Source organism: Bradyrhizobium sp. CB3481 (genome assembly GCF_029714305.1).
In the GTDB taxonomy this organism is placed as follows: Bacteria; Pseudomonadota; Alphaproteobacteria; order Rhizobiales; family Xanthobacteraceae; genus Bradyrhizobium.
In genome coordinates this window covers 7420142-7440041 of record NZ_CP121647.1, presented here as the reverse complement: position 1 = coordinate 7440041, position 19900 = coordinate 7420142, and the positions used below count along the sequence as shown (strand labels likewise).

14 protein-coding genes are annotated in these 19900 nt (G+C 63.4%); 8 read left to right on the top strand and 6 right to left on the bottom strand.

Annotation, left to right across the window (positions count from 1 at the left end; genetic code table 11):
* Nucleotides 1-18: 18 nt before the first annotated feature.
* Together metH and metF are read right to left on the bottom strand one after the other, a co-directional pair.
* Nucleotides 19-3870, bottom strand: coding sequence for a methionine synthase (gene metH / locus QA643_RS35965; RefSeq protein WP_283035047.1), 3852 nt, complete (start codon nt 3868-3870; stop codon nt 19-21).
* 4 nt (nt 3871-3874) lie between these two features.
* Complete coding sequence (metF, locus tag QA643_RS35960) at nt 3875-4789, bottom strand: methylenetetrahydrofolate reductase [NAD(P)H] (protein WP_283030394.1); 915 nt, start codon at nt 4787-4789, stop codon at nt 3875-3877.
* A 383-nt stretch (nt 4790-5172) separates the two neighbouring features.
* On the opposite strand from metF, the gene QA643_RS35955 reads away from it, so the two are divergent.
* Both QA643_RS35955 and QA643_RS35950 read left to right on the top strand, forming a co-directional pair.
* Nucleotides 5173-6192: an LLM class flavin-dependent oxidoreductase gene (locus tag QA643_RS35955; protein WP_283030393.1), complete on the top strand. Its 1020-nt coding sequence runs from the start codon at nt 5173-5175 to the stop codon at nt 6190-6192.
* A gap of 166 nt (nt 6193-6358) precedes the next feature.
* Nucleotides 6359-6487 carry a hypothetical protein gene (locus tag QA643_RS35950; protein WP_283030392.1) on the top strand — a complete coding sequence of 43 codons (129 nt, stop codon included), beginning with the start codon at nt 6359-6361 and terminating at the stop codon, nt 6485-6487.
* Between the two features lie 674 nt (nt 6488-7161).
* On the opposite strand, the gene QA643_RS35940 is transcribed toward QA643_RS35950, so the two are convergent.
* Together QA643_RS35940 and QA643_RS35935 are read right to left on the bottom strand one after the other, a co-directional pair.
* Nucleotides 7162-8022, bottom strand: a complete 861-nt coding sequence (locus QA643_RS35940) for a prephenate dehydratase (protein ID WP_283030390.1) — start codon at nt 8020-8022, stop codon at nt 7162-7164.
* A gap of 32 nt (nt 8023-8054) precedes the next feature.
* Entirely contained in the window at nt 8055-8795 is a 741-nt protein-coding gene (locus QA643_RS35935; protein ID WP_283030388.1) for a 3-deoxy-manno-octulosonate cytidylyltransferase, read from the bottom strand.
* 198 nt (nt 8796-8993) lie between these two features.
* Between QA643_RS35935 and QA643_RS35930 the strand changes: the two genes are divergently transcribed.
* From QA643_RS35930 to QA643_RS35905, 6 genes are all read left to right on the top strand, one after another.
* On the top strand, nt 8994-9545 hold the full coding sequence (locus QA643_RS35930) for a cytochrome c family protein (RefSeq protein ID WP_283030387.1): 552 nt from the start codon (nt 8994-8996) through the stop codon (nt 9543-9545).
* 220 nt (nt 9546-9765) lie between these two features.
* Entirely contained in the window at nt 9766-11667 is a 1902-nt protein-coding gene (locus tag QA643_RS35925; protein WP_283030386.1) for an extracellular solute-binding protein, read from the top strand.
* Nucleotides 11668-11679: 12 nt separating this feature from the next.
* Nucleotides 11680-13548, top strand: a complete 1869-nt coding sequence (locus QA643_RS35920) for an extracellular solute-binding protein (RefSeq protein WP_283030385.1) — start codon at nt 11680-11682, stop codon at nt 13546-13548.
* 3 nt (nt 13549-13551) lie between these two features.
* On the top strand, nt 13552-14661 hold the full coding sequence (locus QA643_RS35915) for a microcin C ABC transporter permease YejB (RefSeq protein WP_283030384.1): 1110 nt from the start codon (nt 13552-13554) through the stop codon (nt 14659-14661).
* A complete protein-coding gene (locus tag QA643_RS35910) occupies nt 14661-15839 on the top strand; it encodes an ABC transporter permease (RefSeq protein WP_283030382.1) in 1179 nt (392 codons plus the stop codon). The genes QA643_RS35915 and QA643_RS35910 overlap by 1 nt, the downstream gene beginning before the upstream one ends.
* A 12-nt stretch (nt 15840-15851) precedes the next feature.
* The gene (locus tag QA643_RS35905; protein ID WP_283030380.1) at nt 15852-17465 is read left to right on the top strand and encodes an ABC transporter ATP-binding protein; all 1614 of its coding nucleotides are present in this window, start codon (nt 15852-15854) and stop codon (nt 17463-17465) included.
* 143 nt (nt 17466-17608) lie between these two features.
* Here QA643_RS35905 and QA643_RS35900 read toward each other — a convergent pair whose 3' ends face one another.
* Together QA643_RS35900 and QA643_RS35895 are read right to left on the bottom strand one after the other, a co-directional pair.
* The gene (locus QA643_RS35900) at nt 17609-18451 is read right to left on the bottom strand and encodes an NlpC/P60 family protein (RefSeq protein ID WP_283030379.1); all 843 of its coding nucleotides are present in this window, start codon (nt 18449-18451) and stop codon (nt 17609-17611) included.
* Nucleotides 18444-19826 (bottom strand): leucyl aminopeptidase family protein, encoded by a 1383-nt coding sequence (locus QA643_RS35895; protein ID WP_283030377.1) that lies wholly within the window; start codon nt 19824-19826, stop codon nt 18444-18446. Before QA643_RS35895 ends, QA643_RS35900 begins: the two co-directional genes overlap by 8 nt.
* Nucleotides 19827-19900 lie beyond the last annotated feature (74 nt).

Sequence of the window (19900 nt, the reverse complement as noted above, 5' to 3'; positions counted from 1 at the left end):
CCAGGGGAGGATAAGCGATCAGCCCGCCCCCACCGCCTTCTTGCGCCAAGCCAGGTGCACGGCGCAGGTGCAGCCGGGCGGGTGTGAGGTGACGTCGTTGGCGGGCACGATCTCCGCCGCCACCGGAGCCGGCATCGCCTGCTCCTGCGAGGGAATGTAGTTCAGCACCGGGGCCAGCCAGCGCTCGGTCTCGGTGACGCTCATGCCCTTGCGCGCGGCGTAATCCTCGACCTGGTCGCGCTCGATCTTGCCGACGCCGAAATAGAAGCTTTCGGGATGGCTGAAATAGAGCCCCGATACCGACGAGCCCGGCCACATCGCAAAGCTCTCGGTCAGTTTGACGCCGGCGGTCCTTTCCGCATCGAGCAGGCGGAACAGCGTCGCCTTCTCGGTGTGGTCGGGCTGCGCGGGATAGCCGGGCGCCGGGCGGATGCCGGCATATTGCTCCAGGATCAACTGGTCGGAAGTCAGCGCCTCGTCCGGGGCGTAGCCCCAGAACTCCTTGCGGACGCGCTGATGCATCCGCTCGGCGAAGGCCTCGGCCAAACGATCTGCAAGCGCCTTGCAGAGTATCGAGGAGTAGTCGTCATTGGCGTTCTTGAAGCGGTCGGCGACGGCATCCTCGCCGATTCCCGCCGTGACGACAAAGCCGCCGACATAGTCAGGCACGCCGGAGGATTTCGGCGCGATGAAGTCGGACAGCGCGGCATTGAAGCGGCCTTCGCGCTTTTCCAGCTGCTGGCGCAGCGTGTGGAAGGTCGCGATCTTTTTCGCGCGGGTATCATCGGCATACACCGAGATATCGTCGCCCTCGGCGTTCGCCGGCCAGAAGCCAATGGTGGCGCGCGCCGTGAACCATTTCTCCTTGATGATGCGGTCCAGCATCTTGCGCGCATCGTCATAGAGCGAGCGCGCAACCTCGCCGATCTTGGGATCGTCGAGAATGGCAGGGAAGCGCCCGGTCAGCTCCCAGGTCTGGAAGAACGGCGTCCAGTCGATGAACTGCGCGAGCTCCGCCAGATCATAGGCCTCAAAGCTCTTCAGCCCGAGGAAGGACGGCTTTTTCGGCGGCGCCTTGATAAAGTCAGCCTTGACCGCGTTGGCGCGGGCATCGGCCAGCTTCAGCCGCTTCTTGTCGGCTTGGGCGCGCAGATGCGCCGCCGATATCTTGGCGTATTCGGTGCGGATGTCGGCCGCGTAGGCCTCGCGCTTGTCGGGCGAAAGCAGCGAGGAAGCGACGCCGACCGCGCGGCTGGCATCATTGACATGCACCACCGGTCCGCCCGGATAGTTCGGGTCGATCTTCACGGCCGTATGCACGCGGCTCGTGGTGGCGCCGCCGATCAGCAGCGGCATCTTCATGCCCTGCCGCTCCATCTCTCCGGCGAGAAAGCTCATCTCGTCGAGCGAGGGCGTGATCAGGCCGGAGAGACCAATGATGTCAGCACCTTCCGCCTTGGCCGTCTCGATGATCTTGGTGGCGGGCACCATGACGCCGAGGTCGATCACCTCGAAATTGTTACACTGCAGGACGATCCCGACGATGTTCTTGCCGATGTCGTGGACGTCGCCCTTGACGGTGGCAAGCACGATCTTGCCCGCGGCATTGCGGCCGTCACCGGCCACGCCATTGGCAAGGTTGCGCGCCTTTTCCTCTTCCATGAACGGCATCAGATAGGCGACCGCCTGTTTCATCACGCGCGCCGACTTCACCACCTGCGGCAGGAACATCTTGCCGTCGCCGAAGAGGTCGCCGACGACGTTCATGCCTGCCATCAGCGGGCCTTCGATCACGTTCAGCGGACGCTCGACCGTTTTGCGCGCGGCCTCGGTGTCCTCCTCGATGAATTCGGTGATACCGTGCACCAGTGCGTGGCTGAGCCGCTTCTCGACCGGCCATTCGCGCCAGGCGAGGTCTTGCTCCTTGCTCTGCTTCTCCTTGCCGCGGAATTTTTCCGCCAGCGCCAGCAGCCGCTCGGCCGCACCGGGATCGCGGTTGAGGATGACGTCCTCGCACACCTGCCGCAGCTCGGGGTCGATGTCGTCATAGACGATCATCTGCCCGGCATTGACGATGCCCATGTCCATGCCGGCGTGGATGGCATGATACAGGAACACCGAGTGCATGGCTTCACGCACCGGCTCGTTGCCGCGGAACGAGAAAGAGAGGTTGGAGACGCCGCCGGAGACATGCGCGCCCGGCAGGTTCTGGCGGATCCAGCGCGTCGCCTCGATGAAGTCGACGCCGTAATTATTATGCTCCTCCAGGCCCGTCGCGATCGCGAAGATGTTCGGGTCGAAGATGATATCCTCGGGCGGAAAGCCGACCTCGCCGACCAGGATGTCATAGGCGCGCTTGCAGATCTCGGTCTTGCGCGCGAACGTATCGGCTTGGCTGACCTCGTCGAACGCCATGACCACGACCGCTGCGCCATGGCGGCGCGCGATGCGAGCCTCGTGGATGAATTTCTCTACGCCCTCCTTCATCGAGATCGAGTTCACCACCGGCTTGCCCTGCACGCATTTCAGGCCCGCCTCGATCACGTTGAACTTCGAGGAGTCCACCATGACAGGCACGCGGGCGATATCGGGCTCGGCGGCGACGAGGTTGAGGAACGTCACCATCGAAGCTTCGGAATCCAGCAGGCCCTCGTCCATGTTGACGTCGATGATTTGCGCGCCGTTCTCGACCTGGTCGCGCGCCACCTGAAGTGCCGCGGTGTAATCGCCGGCGGTGATCAGCTTGCGGAATTTTGCCGAGCCGGTGACGTTGGTGCGCTCGCCGACGTTCACGAAGGGGATCGCCGGCGTCAGCTCGAACGGCTCGAGGCCCGAAAGCCGCAGCCGCGGCTCGATGGTCGGGACAATGCGCGGCTTGTGCGGAGCGACCGCCGCAGCAATCGCGGCGATATGGTCCGGCGTGGTGCCGCAGCAGCCGCCGACGATGTTGACGAGGCCGGCCTCGGCGAACTCACCGATCAGCCGCGCCATATATTCCGGCGTCTCGTCGTATTGGCCGAACTCGTTGGGCAGGCCGGCATTCGGATAAGCACAAACCAAGGTATCGGCGACGCGGCCGATATCGGCGATATGGGCGCGCAGATCCTCGGCGCCGAGCGCGCAATTGAAGCCGACGGTAACCGGCTTGGCGTGGCGGATCGAATTCCAGAACGCTTCCGGCAACTGGCCCGATAGCAGGCGGCCGGATTTGTCGGTGATGGTGCCCGAGATCATTACGGGCACGTCGATGCCGCGTTCTTCCGTAATCTCCGAAATCGCGTAAAGCGCCGCCTTGGCATTCAGCGTGTCGAAGATGGTCTCGACCAGGAGCAGGTCGGCCCCGCCGTCGAGCAGACCGTTGACCTGTTCGCCATAGGCCTTGCGCAGGTCGTCGAAGGTGACAGCGCGATAGCCGGGGTTGGCAACATCGGGCGAGATCGAAGCGGTGCGATTGGTCGGACCGAGCGCACCGGCGACGAAACGCGGCTTGCCGTCCTCGGCGCTGACGCGCTCGGCGGCGGCGCGCGCGAGCTTTGCGCCATCGCGGTTCAGCTCATAGGCGAGGTCCGACATGTCGTAGTCGGCCTGCGCGATCGAGGTCGAGGAGAACGTATTGGTCGCGACGATGTCGGCGCCCGCGCGCAAATAGGCGGCGTGGATGTCCTCGATCGCGTCAGGCTGCGTCAGGATCAACAGATCGTTGTTGCCGCGGACGTCGCGATGAAAATCCGCAAAACGCTTGCCGCGAAACGCTGTTTCGTCGAACTGCAGGCCTTGAATCATGGTGCCCATGGCGCCGTCGAGCACCAGGATGCGCTCGCGCGCGGCGGCGAGCAGGGCGGTTCGCTTCGGTGAAATCGGAACGCTCATCGGATCAGGCGGCTTTCTGTGCGCCATTGGGGCGAATGCCCAGCAAATGGCTGATCGCAAACACGAGGTCGGCGCGGTTCATGGTGTAGAAATGGAAGGTGTCGACGCCGTGCTTGGCGAGCTTCTGCACCTGGCCGGCCGCAACGGTGGCGGCGACCAGCTTTCGCGTCTCGGCATCGTCGTCGAGGCCTTCGAACTTGTCGGCCAGCCAGTCCGGCACGGACGTGCCGGCGCGGGTCACAAAGCCGCGCGCCTGCTTGAAATTGTGCATCGGCATGATGCCGGGCACGATCGGAATGTCGATGCCGCGGGCGCGGACGCGGTCGAGATAGCGGAAATAGAGGTCGTTATCGAAGAAGACCTGCGTGATCGCGCGCGCCGCGCCGGCGTCTACCTTGGCCTTCAGCGTATCGATGTCAGTATCGATGGTCCGGCTTTCCGGATGCTTCTCCGGATAGGCCGATACCGAAATCTCGATATCGGGATAGCGCTTCTTGATGCCTTCGATCAGGTCCGGCGAGCTCTGATAGCCGTCGGGATGCGCATGATAGGGCGTGCCGATGCCCGTAGTGGGATCGCCGCGCAGCGCCACGATGTGGCGGACGCCGATCTCGTGATAGCGCGCCACCACCTCGTCGATCTCGCCCTTCGGCGCGCCGACGCAGGTCAGATGCGCCGCCGGGACCAGGTTGGTCTCCTTGAGGATGCGGGCAATGGTCGAATGGGTCCGCTCACGGGTCGAGCCGCCGGCGCCATAGGTCACCGAGACGAAATTGGGGGCTAGCGGCGCCAGGCGGTTGATGGTCTCCCACAGGCTGCGCTCCATCTCCTCGGTCTTGGGCGGAAAGAACTCGAAGGAAATCTTGGGCGAGTGGAGCGCGCGATGGCCGTCAAAAGCGGGGGGCGTAATCTCGGTCATGGCACTCACAAGGCTCCAAAAGGATGGGCGGACGTCTGGCGTAGCGGCGAGGAGCTAAAATAGGCCAAACCGGCATGTTCAAACAGCCCATTGGGCATGGGAAGTAGCCCAATTCATACAAGAAATTCGATGCAATAGTCCCTTCAGAGTAGGTCGTGGGCTATAAGTGTATGAAATTTTATATAATTATATCAATGATATGATGGAGGAAAGTCTCGAATCTAGGGATTGTGTGAGTGGTGGGCAGGATTGATTGTTCTGAATTTGTCATATTTCGTCCCAACCAGGTATTGGAAATCTGCCGTCCCTTTCCCCACAAGCGCGGGCCTGATCTGCGCAGGCCAGGCCTTTGTCGCTGTCGCTGGCCGCACTAGCTTAGGCCGATGATTCCGCTTTCCGTCCTCGATCTCTCCGTCGTCACCACAGGCACCCGTCCGGCCCACGCGCTGCGCAACAGCATCGATCTGGCGCGCCACGTCGATGAGTTGGGCTATGTCCGCTACTGGCTCGCCGAGCACCATAACCTGGCGTCTGTGGCGAGCCCCGCGCCCGACCTGATGATCGGCCAGATCGCGGCGGTGACCAAAAATATCCGCGTCGGCTCCGGCGGCGTGATGCTGCCCAACCACGCGCCGCTGGTGGTGGCCGAGCGCTTCAAGATGCTGGAGGCGCTGTTTCCCGGCCGCATCGATCTCGGCCTCGGCCGTGCGCCCGGCACCGATGGCGCCACCGCCCACGCGCTGCGCAGTCGGCTTGATCGCCGCGACGGCGACGATTTTCTCGAGCGGCTGAGCGAGCTCGTATTGTGGGAGACACGCGGTTTCCCGGAAGGCCATCCCTACAACAATGTGGTCGCCATGCCTGACGACACGCCGCTGCCGCCGATCTGGCTGCTCGGCTCCTCCGACTACAGTTCGGAATTGGCGGCGCAGGTCGGCATGGGCTTCGCCTTCGCGCACCATTTTGCGTCCTACGATGCGGTCGCGGCGATGACCAACTACCGCAGTCACTTCAAGTCATCCGGATGGCGGGACACCGCGCACGGCATTCTCGCCATCGCCGCGGTTGCCGCCGAAACCGACGCCGAGGCCGAACAGCTTGCCTCGTCGATGGACCTCAATCGCCTGCGCCGCGACCGCGGGCAATATCTGCCGCTGCCGAGTGTCGAGGAAGCGCTGGCCTACAACTATTCGGATGCCGAGCGCGCTTCGGTGATGCGCAACCGCTCGCGGCTGTTCGTCGGCAGCCCGGCGACCATCATGGCAAAGCTGCAGCCGATGATCACCGCGAGCCAGCCGGATGAGCTGATGATCATCACGGCGGTCTACGACCACGACGCGCGGAAGAAGTCGTATAGTCTGCTGGCGGACGCGTTCGGCTTAGCGAAGAAGGTCGCGGCATAACCGCTCTCCGTTCCCCGGACGCAGCGCAGTGCGCCCGTTTCGCGGCGTCGTGCGCTGCAGAGCCGGGGCCCAACGTGTGCGGAGAGATGGGTCCCGGCTCTGCGTCGCGTCACTCCGTGCCGCGCCGCGTCCGGGACACGGAGAAACGAACCGATGCTTTCTCGACGTGCTGCGCTCTCCGGTCTCGCCGCAACCTGTGCTGCGGGAATTGTTGCCGAAAGCCGCGCGGACAGTGACGTCGGATACCCCGGAAATCTGGAAGCTGTGGCTGGCGGCGCTGAAACGGTTCGGCTGAACTCGATCGTCCCTTGCGAACGTAGTGAACCGCAGCCGGCATTGGCGGCCAGTCAGCCGGATGAGTGATGACTTTTCCTCGAATCTCCATCTCATTTTCTGAGTATACCCTGCGTTGGCTCCACTCTGAAAAGCAACCAAACATTGTCGAAGGGGTTATTGAGGTCTCCAACCAAGGAGACAAGCCATGGAGCTGAAATCTGCTATTGTTGGGTTGGCCGCCCTCGGCGGCGTTGTGCTCACCGCCGGCCCGGCTTCCGCCGCGATGCCGAATGGTCTTCCGCAGGCCAACCAGATTTCACGTCAATCCAATGATGTCGAGCAGGTCCGCTGGGTCTGCAATGCCTGGGGGCGCTGCTGGTGGCGTCCGGGCCCAAGATGGGGCGTCTATGGCGCCTGGGGTCCGCGTCGCGTGTGGCGTCCGGGATGGCGCGGCGCCTATGCGTGGGGCGCCCCGCCAGTTTGGAGGCCGCGCCCGGTTTGGGGGCCGCGCCCCGGTTGGGGTCCGCGTCCGGTATGGGGCCCGCGCCCAGGATGGGGCTGGGACCGCCGATGGTGGTGATCGGAGCGGCGGCACTCGCCGGCCGATAACGCCGCGAGTACCGCTTCAGAGTTCGGTATCCGTTGCAGCATTAAGCAGGGCGTTGCGGGACGCGAGCAGAAGTGTGCGCGTCCTCAGTCCTGCTTCTCGGAAAACGTCGCGCGGAACGGATGGGCCGGATAGACGCCGACGATGCGGAATTCGCGCGAGAAGAATTTCAGTTCTTCCAGCGCGAAGGTGAGACCTTTGTCGTCGGGGTGGCCGTCGACATCGGCATAAAACTGCGTCGCGAAGAAATTGCCGTCGACCATGTAGCTTTCGAGCTTGGTCATGTTGACGCCGTTGGTGGCAAAGCCGCCGAGCGCTTTGTAAAGCGCGGCGGGCAAATTGCGCACCCGGAAAACAAAAGTCGTGACCAGCGGCCCGGAGCCCTGCTTGGCCCAGTCCGCCTCGCGGGCCAGCACTACGAAGCGGGTGGTGTTGTGGGCCTCGTCCTCGACGTCCTCGGCGAGGATATCGAGCCCGTAGATCTGCGCCGCCAGGCGCGAGGCGATCGCGGCCACGGTCTTGTCCTTGCGCTCGGAAACATCGCGCGCACTGCCGGCGGTATCGGCCGCGACGACCGGCTTGATGCCGAGCTTGCGGATGATGCGGCGGCACTGGCCGAGCGCGTGGACGTGGCTTTCCACCGTCTTGATGTCAGAGAGTTTTGTGCCTTTCGGCGCCATAAGCTGGTGACGGATCGGCAAGAACCATTCGCCGACGATGAACAGGCCGGAGGCCGGCAGCAGATGATGGATGTCGGCGACGCGGCCCGCGACCGAGTTCTCGATCGGGATCATGCCGAGGTCGGCTTCGCCGGAGGAAATGGCCGATAGCGCGTCCTCGAAGGTCGCGCACGGCATCGGCTCGGCGTCGGGGTAGGCCTCGACGATGGCGATATGGGAATTGGCGCCAGGCTCGCCCTGGAATGCGATTTTGAGCTTTTTGGTCATGCTGTCTTTCCTGGCGGCCTTTTAGCAGCGGCTCAGACTTTAGCCAGTATCTTGCGGGCGGTTTCGAGGTCGTCCGGGGTATCGACGCCAAGGGGGACCGAATGGACGATGGCCCCATCGATTCTCATGCCGGCTTCCAGCGCCCGGAGCTGCTCCAGCTTCTCGCGCTTTTCCAGGACGGACGGGGGCAGCTTGACGAAGCGTTCCAGCGCCTCCCGGCGATAGGCATAGAGCCCAATGTGATGATAACGCGGGCCATCGCCGTAAGGCGCCGTGGCGCGCGTAAAATACAGTGCGCGCAGCCGCTGGCCGCTGGTCGGCGACCCGATCAGCTTCACGACGCTCGGATTGGTGTGCTCTTCCTCCCGCCGGATTTCCGCAGCCAGAGTCCCGATATCGACCTCAGGATCGTCGAGCAGCGCGACCGCGGCGCGGATATCCTTAGGGGGAATGGTTGGCAGATCGCCCTGGACGTTTACCACGACCTCGGTTTTGCCGACGGCGTCGAGCGCCCTCAGCGCTTCGTAGATGCGGTCCGAGCCGGAGGGGTGTTCCGGGCTGGTCATAACCGCCTCGCCGCCATGGGCCCTTACCGCGTCGGCGATATCGACCGTATCGGTCGCAACCGCCACGCGGCCGATATTGGCCTCCTCGGCCCGCCGCAGCACGTGCACGATCATGGGCAGCCCGGCGATATCCAGCAGCGGCTTGCCAGGCAGCCGGGTCGCGGCCATGCGGGCCGGAATCAGCACCAGAATACGGGAATCGGTCATCGTCTGAGGCCCGGCCGGATGAGCGGATTTGATGGGGATGGGACGAAATTCGGCGCGTTTATACGGGTTGCCAGAGCCCGGGCAAACCGATATCTCAGGCCCTGCTGAGGGTGCGGCGCGAAAGGCTGATTCCTCACGCCCACCCGCGGCCGCCTCACCGGCCTTCAGTCGATTTTCCGGCCTGGAGCCTGATCCGTTATGGACTCCTTCGAACTTAACAAGATTCTCGGTGCCATCCTGGCCACCTGCATTCTCGTTCTGGTGACGAGCTTTGCCGCCCATGCGATCTTCACCCCCAAGCCACTGGAGAAGCCGGGCTTCGAAATCGCCGTGAAGGAAGATACCTCGCACGGTGGCGCCAAGGAAGCCGCGGCTCCCTCCGAGCCGATCGAAAAGCTGTTGCAGACCGCCTCGGTCGAGAAGGGCGCCGCCGCCGCCAAGAAGTGCGGCGCCTGCCACACCTTCGAGAAGGGCGGCCCCAACCGCGTCGGCCCGAATCTGTTTGGCGTCGTCAACGAGCCGAAGGGCTCTGGTCGCGGCGGGTTCAATTTCTCGGCGGCCATGAAGAGCAAGGGCGGCAACTGGACCTTTGACGATCTCAACAAGTTCCTGACCAATCCGAAGGCCTTCGTGCCGGGTACCGCGATGGGTTTCGCGGGTATCCCGAAGGATAGCGAGCGCGCGGACGTCATCGCCTATTTGAACTCGCTGTCGGAAAAGCCGGCACCGCTGCCGACCGCGGCGAAGTAATACCCATCCCGGATATTGAGGCGACAGGACGGCCAGGCATTGCCTGGCCGTTTCGCTTATCGGGGATCACATCGTGGCTAGCGGAGTTGTTATCGGGACTTTTCGCCGCAGCGGCGGTGTTCCCAAGCTGCTATCATGAGGAAAAAGCAACGTAATTGGTCGAACCCTTGCCTTATATTGGGTGCTGGCTAGCTTCCCGTAAGCAACAGGATTTCCGCATTTGGCAATTACCCGACGACACCTTCTCCAAGGCACTGCCGCGGCCGCACTGGCTCCGGGCCTGGGGCTCACCCCGACGATCTTCGCCATCGCGCCGGCGTATGCAGACGACGCCCCAGGCGGGCTGAAATGGCGCCACGCCATCTCGACGTTCGGCGACGTAAAGTATCCCGCCGACTTCAAGCGTTACGATTACGTCAATCCGAGCGCCCCCAAGGGTGGCGTGGTTCGCTTGTTCGAGTTCGGCACGTTCGACAACTTCAACATGGTGATCCAGGGTGTGAAAGGCTCGCTCGCCGGCGGCGTCGGGCAGATCATCGAGACGCTGACCACGCGCTCGATGGACGAACCTTCGACCGCTTACGGCCTGCTTGCGGATGCGGCCGCCTACCCCGACGATTTTTCCTACGTCATCTATCGCCTGAATCCGGCGGCACGCTGGCATGACGGCAAGCCGGTCACGCCCGAGGACGTGATCTTCTCGTTCGATGCGTTCAAGGCCAACAGCCCGATGTACAATGCGTATTATCGGCACATCGTGAAATGCGAGAAGAGCGGCGACCGTGAGGTGAAGTTTGTGTTCGACATGCCCGGCAATCGCGAACTGCCGAGCATCGCCGGCGAGGTTCCGGTGTTGCCCAGGCATTGGTGGGAAGGCACCGATGCGCAGGGACGCAAGCGCGACGTGACCGCGACGACGCTGGAAATTCCGCTGGGGTCCGGGCCCTATCGCATCAAGGAGTTCGTTGCCGCGCGTTCGGTGGTGCTTGAGCGCGTTGCCGACTATTGGGGCAAGGACATCCCGGTCAATGTCGGTCAGAACAATTTCGATGAGATCCGCTACGAATTCTTCCGCGACGACTCGGTCGGGCGCGAGGCCTTCAAGGCGGATCAGCTCGACTGGTTTGCCGAGCGAAGCGGCAAACAGTGGTCGACGGCCTATGATTTTCCCGCGGTCACCGAAAAGCGGGTCATCAAGGAGAAGTTCACCAATTCGGCCTCGGGCCGGATGCAGGGTTTTGGCCTCAACCTGCGCCGTCCGTTGTTCGCTGACGTCAGGGTCCGGCGCGCCTTCAACTATGCCTATGACTGGGAAACCTCGGACCGGCTGCTCTCGAACGGCGAGTATCATCGCTGCGGCAGCTATTTCGACGGCATTCCGGAGTTCATGGCCACAGGAGTTCCGGAAGGTGCGGAGCTGAAAATCCTGGAAACAATCCGCGACAAGGTGCCAGCCGAACTGTTCACGACGCCGTACAAGAATCCGGTTGGCGGCAATGAAGAGGCGAGCCGGGCCAATCTTCGTGAAGCCGCCCGCCTCCTCAAGGAAGCCGGATTTGAAAATCGCGATCGCAAACTTGTCGATCCCTCGGGCAAGCCCGTCAGCGTCGAATTCCTGTGCGGCGATCCGGGCGACGAACGCGGCGTGCTGTTCTACAAGCCTTACTTGGAACGGCTTGGCATGACCGTGTCGATCCGCACTGTCGACAGCGTGCAGTATCAGAACCGGCTGCGCAGTTTCGACTTCGACGTCACCACGACCGTGTGGGGACAGTCGCTGTCGCCGGGCAACGAGCAGCGTGACTTCTTTGGCTCCGATGCAGCAGATCGGCCCGGTTCGCGCAATCGGCCCGGCATCAAAAATCCGGCGGTCGACGCGCTGATCGAACGCATCATCTTTGCCAAGGACCGCGCAGACCTGGTGGCGGCCTGCAAGGCGCTGGACCGGGTCTTGCTCTGGAACTGCTATGTCGTTCCACAGTTTGCCGCCGGATTCGAGCGTGCCGCGCGCTGGGACCGCTTGAGCCGTCCCGATCCGCTGCCGAAATACGGCGTAACGGGCTTTCCGAACCTGTGGTGGTGGGACGCCGAAAAGGCAGCGAAGATCAGCAAGCGCAGCTAAAAGGAAAAGCGCATGGCGCACATCACACGTCGGCACGCGCTAGGGCTCGGCATCGGCGCGCTTTGCGTAAGCCGATTTTCTCCCGCCGCGGCCGACAATGGCGGCACCGAGATGCACGGCATGTCGGTGTTCGGCGATCTGAAATATCCGGCCGACTTCAAGCATTTCGACTATGTGAATCCGCAAGCGCCGAAGGGGGGCTTGTTCTCCACGATCCCGTCGGTCCGCGCCTATAACCAGTCCTTCCATACGTTCAATTCCTTCAACGCCTTCATCCTCAAGGGCGAAGGCGCCAAGGGCATGGAGCTGACGTTCGACTCGCTGATGTCGCGCGCCAATGACGAGCCCGACGCGATGTATGGCCTTGCCGCCAAGTCGGTGTGGATTTCACCGGATAAGCTGACCTACAAATTCACCATGCGGCCCGAGGCGCGGTTTAACGACGGCTCGAAGCTAACGGCGCATGACGTAGCCTTTTCGTTGAATATCTTGAAGGAAAAGGGTCACCCGCTGATCCTTGTGCAGCTCCGCGACTTCGTGAAAGCCGAGGCGCCGGACGATGCGACGGTGACTGTCACCTTCGCGCCGAACCGTGCCCGCGACGTGCCGCTCTATGTCGCGGGCCTGCCGATCTTCTCCAAGGCCTATTACGCAACGCGACCGTTCGAAGAATCGACCACCGATGTCCCGCTCGGCTCCGGGCCGTACAAGGTGGGCCGATACGAGATCAACCGCTACGTCGAGTTCGATCGCGTCAAGGATTATTGGGCGGCGGATCTTCCCGTCAATCGCGGCAGCTACAATTTCGATACCGTGCGCTACGAGTTCTATCGCGACCGCGACGTCGCGTTCGAGGGTTTTACCGGCAAGAACTATCTCTACCGCGAGGAGTTCACCGCGCGGATCTGGGCGACGCGCTACGACTTTCCGGCGATCAAGGACGGCCGCGTCAAGCGCGAGACCCTGCCGGATGAACTGCCGTCGGGCGGGCAGGGCTGGTTCTTCAACACCCGCCGCGACAAGCTCAGGGATCCCAGGGTACGCGAAGCGATCATCAATGCGTTCGACTTCGAATGGACCAACAAGACGGTGATGTACGGCGCCTATGCGCGCACGGTCTCTCCGTTCCAGAATTCGGACATGGTGGCGACCGGCAAGCCGTCGCCGGAAGAGCTGAAGCTACTCGAGCCGTTCCGCGGCCAGATTCCGGACGAGGTGTTCGGCGAACCGTTCGTGCCGCCGGTATCGGATGGTTCGGGCCAGGACCGGACCTTGCTGCGCAAGGCGCAGCAACTGCTTCAGGAGGCCAAGTTGCCGGTCAAGGACGGCAAGCGAGTGTTGCCGAACGGCGAGGTCTTCACCATCGAATTCCTGCTCGATGAGCCGTCGTTCCAGCCGCATCACGCGACCTTTATCAAGAATCTCGGCCAGCTCGGCATCGAAGCCAGCATCCGCTTGATCGACGCCGTGCAGTACCGCGCCCGGGTCGAGTCCTTCGACTTCGATATGACGGTTATGCGTCTTTCGATGTCGCCAACGCCGGGCGACAGCCTGCGGCCGTATTTCACCTCGCACGCGGCGGCCACCAAGGGGTCGTACAATCTGGCCGGCGTCGCGAACCCCGCCATCGATGCGCTGGTCGACAAGGCGATCGGCGCCGATACGCGTCAAGACCTGACGACCGCCTGCCGCGCGCTCGATCGCGTGTTTCGCGCCGGCCGCTACTGGGTGCCGCAATGGTATCGTACCAATCACCCGATCGCCTATTGGGACGTGTTCGCCCATCCAGAAAAGCCGGCGCGCTACACGCAGGGCACCGGCGCGCCGGAATACTGGTGGTATGACGCCGCCAAGGCCGCCAAGCTCGATCAGGCGAAATAGCTCATGACCGCCTATATCGCCCGCCGCATTCTCCTGATGGTTCCAACGCTCCTGGGCATCCTCCTGGTGTCGTTCGTCGTCGTGCAGTTCGCGCCCGGCGGTCCGGTCGAGCGCGTCATCGCGCAGCTTTCCGGAGCCGATACCGGCGGGACCTCCAGGGTATCGGGCGGCGGCGGCGACTTCGGCGCGCGGGGCGGCCAGGTTGGCGCCGCCGCGGACGCCGTCAGTTCGAAATATCGCGGCGCGCAGGGGCTCGATCCCGACTTCATCAAGAAGCTCGAGGTCCAGTTCGGCTTCGACAAGCCGGCGCCGGAACGCTTCGCGCTGATGCTGTGGAATTTCGCCCGCTTCGACTTCGGCAAAAGCTATTTCCGCGATGTCAGCGTGCTCCAGCTCATCAAGGAGAAGCTGCCGGTCTCGATGTCGCTCGGGATCTGGATGACGCTCCTGACCTATCTGATCTCGATCCCGCTCGGTGTCCGCAAGGCCGTCGCGGACGGCTCAAAGTTCGATACCTGGACCTCGGCGGTGATCATCATCGGCTTTGCGATCCCGGGTTTCCTGTTCGCGATCCTCCTGATCATCCTGTTCGCCGGCGGCTCGTTCTTCAATCTGTTCCCGCTGCGCGGATTGACCTCCGACGGCTGGGCGCAATTCCCCTGGTACTGGAAGATCATCGATTATTTCTGGCACATCACGCTGCCGCTGATCTCGATGGCGCTCGGCGCCTTCGCCACCATGACGCTACTCACCAAGAACTCCTTCCTCGACGAGATCCGCAAGCAGTATGTGATGACCGCGCGCGCAAAAGGCTGCAGCGAGCGGCAGGTGCTGTACGGCCACATCTTCCGCAACGCGATGCTGATCGTGATCGCGGGCTTTCCGAGCACGTTCATCCACGCTTTCTTCTCCGGCTCGCTGTTGATCGAAACCATCTTCTCGCTCGACGGCCTGGGTTTGCTCGGTTTCGAGAGCGTGCTGAATCGCGACTACCCCGTGGTGTTCGGAACGCTGTTCATCTTTTCGCTGGTCGGCCTCGTGGTCAATTTGATCTCGGACCTCACCTATATGTGGGTCGATCCGCGGATCGACTTCGAGGCGCGTGAGGTCTGATGACGATTACTGCGCCCAAGCCGATAGAGACCTCGACGCAATCGCCGCTCGGCGGAGCCGTTCCCGTCACCCGCCACGCCTTCGCGCCGTCGCCACTCAACCGCCGCCGCTGGCAGAACTTCAAGGCCAACCACCGTGGCTACTGGTCGTTCTGGATCTTCACGTTTCTGTTCGTGATCTCGCTGTTCGCCGAGCTGATCGCCAACGACCGGCCGTTCCTGATCAAATATGACGGTCATCTCTATTGGCCGGCCTTCGTCAACTATTCCGAAACCACTTTCGGCGGCGACTTCGAGACGTCGGCCGATTATCGCGATCCGTACCTGCAGAAGCAGATCGCGGCGAAGGGCGGCACCATCGTCTGGCCGCTGATCCGCTTTTCCTATCACACCCACAATCTCGATCTGCCGACGCCGGCGCCGTCGCCGCCGACTTGGATGCTGACGGAAGCCCAGTGCAAGGATGTCGTGCAGAAGAAGGGGCTTAAGAGCTGCAGCGACCTCGAATATAACTGGCTCGGCACCGACGATCAGGGCCGCGACGTGGTCGCGCGGCTGATCTATGGTTTCCGCATCTCGGTGCTGTTCGGACTGACGCTGACGATTGTTTCCTCGATCATCGGCATCGCGGCCGGCGGCGTGCAGGGTTATTTCGGCGGCTGGATCGATCTGACCTTTCAGCGGCTGATTGAGGTCTGGACCGCCATTCCCTCGCTGTATCTGCTGTTGATCCTGTCGTCGGTGCTGGTGCCGGGCTTCTTCGTCCTGCTCGGCATCCTGCTGCTGTTCTCCTGGGTGGCGCTGGTCGGGCTGGTGCGCGCCGAATTCCTGCGCGGGCGAAACTTCGAATACATCCAGGCGGCGAGGGCGCTCGGCGTTCCCAATCCCGTGATCATGTTCCGTCATTTGCTGCCGAACGCGATGGTCGCGACCATGACGTTCCTGCCCTTCATCGTGTCGTCCTCGGTGATGACGCTGACGGCGCTGGATTTCCTCGGCTTCGGGCTGCCGCCGGGCTCGCCCTCGCTTGGCGAACTGTTGTCGCAGGCAAAAGCCAATGTGCAGGCGCCGTGGCTCGGCTTCACGGGCTTCTTCTCGGTTGCGATCATGCTGTCGCTTTTGATCTTCATCGGCGAAGCCGCGCGCGACGCCTTCGACCCCCGCAAGACGTTCCGGTAACGAGGCTAGCGCATGGACGCCATCAACCAGCCTCTGCTCGATGTCCGCGATCTCTCAGTGGCGTTCGGCAGGACGCTTGCGGTCGACCGCGTGTCATTCTCGATCAGGCGCGGCGAATGCGTGGCGCTGGTCGGCGAGTCTGGCTCCGGAAAATCCGTCAGCGCGCTATCTATCCTCAAATTGCTGCCCTATCCCAGCGCCTCGCATCCTTCCGGCCACATCCGCTTCCGCGGCAACGATCTCCTGCGGGCGTCGGAACGCGAGATGCGCGAGATCCGCGGCAACGACATCTCGATCATCTTCCAGGAGCCGATGACCTCGCTCAATCCGCTGCACACGATCGAGGCGCAGATCGGCGAGATACTTTCCCTGCACACCGGCATCAGCGGCCAGATGGCGCGGGCGCGCACGTTGGAGCTGTTGCGGCAGGTCGGCATCCCCGATCCCGAAACGAGGCTGAAGAGTTATCCCCATCAATTGTCCGGCGGCCAGCGCCAGCGCGTCATGATCGCGATGGCGCTCGCCAACGAGCCGGATCTTCTGATCGCGGACGAGCCGACCACCGCGCTCGACGTCACCGTGCAGGCGCAGATCCTGGCGCTGCTCGCCGATATCCGCCAGCGGCTCGGCATGAGCATGCTGTTCATCACCCATGACCTCGGCATTGTCCGCCGCATCGCCGACGTCGTCTGCGTGATGAATTCCGGCAAGATCGTCGAGCAGGGGCCGGTTGAACAGGTCTTCACCGCGCCGAAGCACGACTATACGCGCGCGCTGCTCGCGGCCGAGCCGAAGCCCGATCCGGCGCCGCCGCGGCCGAACGAGCCGGTGGTGATGTCGGCCGACAACCTCAAGGTCTGGTTTCCGATCAAGCGCGGTCTGCTGCGCTCGACCGTCGGCCATATCAAGGCGGTGGACGGCGTCAGCATCGCGGTGCGCAAGGGCGAGACGCTCGGTGTCGTCGGCGAATCCGGCTCGGGCAAGACCACGCTGGGGCTGGCGCTGCTGCGGCTGATTTCCTCCAACGGTCCGATCGTATTTCTCGGCAACGACATTCAGGGCCTGCGCTTCAAGGACATGCTGCCGTTCCGCCGCGACATGCAGATCGTATTCCAGGACCCGTTCGGCTCGCTCAGCCCGCGCATGTCGGTCGGCGATATCGTCGCCGAGGGCCTTTCGGTGCATCAGAAGTCGCTGTCCTATGAGGAGCGCGAGGCGCGCGTCGTCAAGGCGCTGCGCGACGTCGGCCTCGATCCGGAAACGCGCTTCCGCTACCCGCATGAATTCTCCGGCGGCCAGCGCCAGCGCATCTCGATCGCGCGCGCGGTGGTGCTGGAACCGAATTTCGTCGTGCTGGACGAGCCGACGAGCGCGCTCGACATGCTGTTCCAGGCGCAGATGGTCGATCTCTTGCGCGAGCTGCAGCGCAAGCGCGATCTCACCTACATGTTCATCTCGCACGACCTGCGCGTCGTGGCCTCGCTAGCGAGCCACCTCATCGTGATGCGTCACGGCAAGGTGGTGGAGGAGGGGCCGGCGGCGGAGCTGTTCAAGAATCCGAAGAGCGACTACACCCGCGCGCTGTTCGCGGCGGCGTTCCGGATCGAGGCGGTGCCGGAGGCGTAGTAGGGGCGTTGTCGGAGCCCCAATGAAGGTCATCATCCCCCGCGAAGGCGGGGGATCCAGTACGCCGCGGCTTCTCAATCACGAATGTCTCTGGAACACTGGATCACCCGCTTTCGCGGGTGATGACAGTGGAGCTTACGGCGCTACAACCGCTTGATCGCTGTCACGTCGCTTCCCGCGGCCTTGATCCGCGCGATCGCGTCCCGCGTGTTCTCCACCACCGTCGCCATGTGATGCGCGTTGGCATGTACCATGGTGTCGGCATCGCGGACGATCGCGACGTGGCCCTTCCAGAAGATCAGGTCGCCGCGCTGCAGCTTTGTCATCTCAGCGGGGTTCAAGGCTCGGCCGAGGCTATCCTGCTGCATGTCGCTGTCGCGCGGGCAGCCGGTGCCGGCGGCGGTGAGCGAGACCTGGACGAGGCCGGAGCAGTCGATACCGAAGGCACTCTTGCCGCCCCAGAGATAGGGCGTGCCGACGAAGCGCTCGGCGACAGCGACGAAATCGGGCATCTTGGCGTCGCGCGGCCCAAGGTGCTGCCGCGGCAGGAAGTAACCGTCGGCATCGACCGCGAATGTACCTTCGTCACGGACGATCGCGATCTCAGCGCCCATCGGAAGCGTGGCGGCCGGCGGCAACTTGATCGACGGCCCGGGAAAGCCAAAAGTCCAGAGCGCGGTGACCTTGTGCGTCGCCGGCGCTGCGGGCTGCGCCAGCGAGCTCTCCGGCAACCAGCCGACATAACCGTCGCTGCCCAGCTGGCCCCAGGCCCAGCCTTCGCCGTTGTGGTCGTAGATCGTCACGCGATCGCCTTTCAGCGCCTGCGTCATCAACTCGGCATCGGGTGCAGGGAGTTGTCGCAGCGGCGCGATCGCCTCTTTCACCTCGAACACCTCGCCCTCGACGAAGCGCACGGCCTTGACCCTGCCTTCGAGATATTTTGCGGCAACCTCGGGCCGTGCCGGCGTCAGGCGCGGATCATCCATAGCGTTCGCTCAACAGTTTGTAGATCGCGCGCGCGGCCTGGCATTCGCCGCCTTCGGGACGCGCAGGCTTTGCTGATGGGGTCCAGCCGTAGATATCGACATGCAGCCAGCTTTTGGCGTCGGTGACGAAGCGCTGCAGGAACAGCGCGCAGGTGATCGAGCCGGCAAAGCCGCCGCTTGGTGCATTGTTGATGTCGGCCACTTTCGAATCTAGCCAGGAATCATAGGGCAGCCACAGCGGCATTCGCCACAACGGATCGTTCTCCCGCTTCGCATGGATAGCGATGCTTTCGGCCAGCGTCTCATCATGGGTGTAAAAGGGCGGCAAGTCCGGCCCCAGCGCCACCCGCGCCGCGCCGGTCAGCGTGCCCAGGTCGATCAGAATATCCGGCTTCTCCTCGTCCGCCAGCGCCAGTGCATCTGCCAGCACCAACCGCCCCTCGGCATCGGTGTTACCGATCTCGACCGTCGGCCCCTTGCGCGATTTGAAGATGTCGAGCGGACGGAAGGCGTTGCCGGCGACCGCATTCTCCACCGCCGGGATCAGGACGCGCAGCCGAACCTTCAGCTTTGCATCCATCACCATCTGCGCCAGCGCCAGCACGTTGGCGGCACCACCCATGTCCTTCTTCATGACCAGCATGCCGCTGGACGGTTTCAGGTCGAGGCCGCCGGTATCAAAGCAGACGCCCTTGCCGACCAGCGTCACCTTGGGGTGGGAAGCATCGCCCCAGCTCATGTCGATCAGGCGCGGGGCGCGCGTCGAGGCCATGCCGACTGCGTGGATCAGCGGAAAGTTCTGCTGCACCAGCTCGTCGCCGGTGATGCAGCCGAAATCTGCGCCGTAGCGCTCCGCCAGGGCCTTTACGGCGTCCGCCAGCTGCTCCGGTCCCATGTCATTGGATGGCGTGTTGATCAGGTCCCGCGCCAGCGCGGCCGCTTCCGCCATCCGCGCGATGTCGGCGACATCGATGCCTTCGGGTGGCACCAGGCGGACCTCGGGCTTGTCCGCCTTGCGGTAGCGGCCGAAGCGGTAGCTGCCGAGCGCGAAGGCGAGCGTCGCGAGCCGCGTATCGTGCGGCGCATTGGCGAAACGGTAGACGCCGGGCGGCAGCAGTCCTGGCAGCGCGCCGGCCCGGAACAGGTCGCGCGACCCGCTGCTCTCGTCCTCGAGACCGAACAGGACCTGCGCGATCTGTCCGTCGGGTGCCGGCAGCGTCAGGCACTTGCCAGGCTTGGCGGTAAAATCATTGGCCGAGGCGAATTGCCGGGCCTGCTCGGGAAGCTCTTTGGCGATCGCGTCCCAGGTCGTCTTGGTGGCGAAGGTAATGGGAACGGCTGATGGGGCGGGCGCGGTCTCGAACGGGAAGGGCATGCTTGTCTCGCGAGGGGGCAGGTTGAGGTTTGGCATAGCACGGCCGATTAACCGGCCGTTAGGGTTAACAGTCT